The organism is Sphingomonas sp. FUKUSWIS1 (assembly GCF_000733135.1).
Lineage (GTDB): Bacteria > Pseudomonadota > Alphaproteobacteria > Sphingomonadales > Sphingomonadaceae > Sphingomonas > Sphingomonas aerolata.
In genome coordinates this window covers 1-1,577 of sequence record NZ_JPJC01000199.1, presented here as the reverse complement: position 1 = coordinate 1,577, position 1,577 = coordinate 1, and the positions used below count along the sequence as shown (strand labels likewise).

Here is a 1,577-nt window from a genome sequence, read left to right as displayed (position 1 = left end):
CGGCCCCGCCGCCGCGATCGCCGCATCGAACCGCCGCTTCGCCGCGATCTGCGCGACGGTCGGGTCGAGCGCATCCTGCCCGCCGCCATCGACCTGCGGCGTCCAGCGCATCGTCACGCTCGGCGCGATCGACGCGGTCTCGTACGCCGCGCGCAACCGCTCGCCCGCCGCAAACTGGCGCGCATCGATCAGCCCGCGCGACCGCAGCCAGGTCAGCGGCGACTCCGCCCGGTTGACCGTCACGCTCCGCCCGCCCCGGGTTACACCTTCCCTCTGCACCTCCCGCTCACCGACCCTGTCAGCTTCCCGCTCACCTTCCCTGTCAGCATCCCGCCGCATGCCCCGCCCGTCGATCGCGACCTCGATCAGATCCTGCATGCGCCGCCCTTTCCATTTGCCGAGTCCCGTCTGTCTTGCCATATTCGACCAGAAATTGCAAGAGAAACTAACCTATCTGGTTTGTACAAGCGACGGAGCCTGTCGATGATCACTGCTATCCGTGCCGTCCGCCGCGCCAAGGGACTAACGCTCGACGACGTCGCAAGGCGTTGTGATCCCCCGACAACTGCGCAGACGATCGGCCGGCTCGAGACGGGGACGCGGACCGTGTCGGTCGGCTGGCTCAACCGGATCGCCGCCGCGCTCGACGTCGCCGCGGTCGATCTCGTAACGATGCCCGAACGCGCCGATCTGCCCGTCGTCGCGATCCTGGATTCGACCGGAATTCAAGCCCCTACCCGCCCCAACCTCGCCACCCCGCCGCATGTCGAGCCGGGTCAGGTCGCGGTCACGGTGGCCGCCGGCGTCGGCGACTACCGCACCGGCGACGTGCTCTGGTGCACCACGCTCGGCCCCGACGAATTCGAGAGCGCGCTCTACCGCGACGTGCTCGTCCCCCGCCCCGCCGGCCGCTTCGCCTTTGGCCGTCTGGTCGCGCTAACCGACGGCAGTCCCACGCTTATTCCGGTCGGCGACGATGCCGCGCCCCAGCAGATCGAGCGCCCCGTCTGGATCGCCCGCGCCGTCCGCCTGATCCGCACGCTCTGAGTCGCAGCCCAACGTTGACGGCCCGAGGGCGGCGGGCCATCGCTGCCGCATGATCCGCGGTTTCTTCCTCTCGCTCGGCCAGCTCGGCGATCCGCCGGTGCTGCGCGTCTTCGCCAAGTCGATGGCGGTGACATTGCTCGTCTTCGCCGCGCTCGGCCTGCTCATGTGGCTGGGCGCAAAGGCGATTTTCGCCGCCTGGCTCGGCAGCGACCAGGCCGGGATCGCCGCCGCGGTCGCGCTGTTCCTGACCATCCTCGCGGTCTGGATCCTGTTTCGCGCGGTCGCCATCGCGGTCGTCGGGATCTTCGCCGACGATGTCGTCGCCGCGGTCGAGGCGCGACATTATCCCGCCAGTCTGGCTACCGCGCGACCCGTGCCGTTCGCGCGCAGCCTGGCGATGGGATTGCGCTCGGCGTTCCGCGTGCTGCTCGTCAACCTGTTGATGGTGCCCGTCTATATCGGCCTGCTCGTCACCGGTGTGGGGACCGCGGCGGCGTTTTTCGTGGTCAATGGCTGGCTGCTCGGGCGCG

The 1,577-nt window shown here is 69.4% G+C and carries 3 protein-coding genes; 2 read left to right on the top strand and 1 reads right to left on the bottom strand.

The window, feature by feature from the left end:
* Positions 1-378: DUF6456 domain-containing protein (locus tag sphsw_RS12095; protein ID WP_042467166.1), on the bottom strand; the 378-nt coding region annotated here is incomplete at its 3' end.
* 105 nt (positions 379-483) lie between these two features.
* Here sphsw_RS12095 and sphsw_RS12090 point away from each other — a divergent pair.
* Both sphsw_RS12090 and sphsw_RS12085 read left to right on the top strand, forming a co-directional pair.
* Positions 484-1,047: a helix-turn-helix domain-containing protein gene (locus sphsw_RS12090; protein ID WP_031440838.1), complete on the top strand. Its 564-nt coding sequence runs from the start codon at positions 484-486 to the stop codon at positions 1,045-1,047.
* Positions 1,048-1,096: 49 nt separating this feature from the next.
* On the top strand, positions 1,097-1,577 hold a 481-nt coding region (locus sphsw_RS12085; RefSeq protein WP_031440837.1), incomplete at its 3' end, for an EI24 domain-containing protein.

Excerpts from the sequence above, each read along its gene's own strand:
- sphsw_RS12090 (WP_031440838.1), top strand. The coding sequence starts at position 484 with ATGATCACTGCTATCCGTGCCGTCCGCCGCGCCAAGGGACTAACGCTC.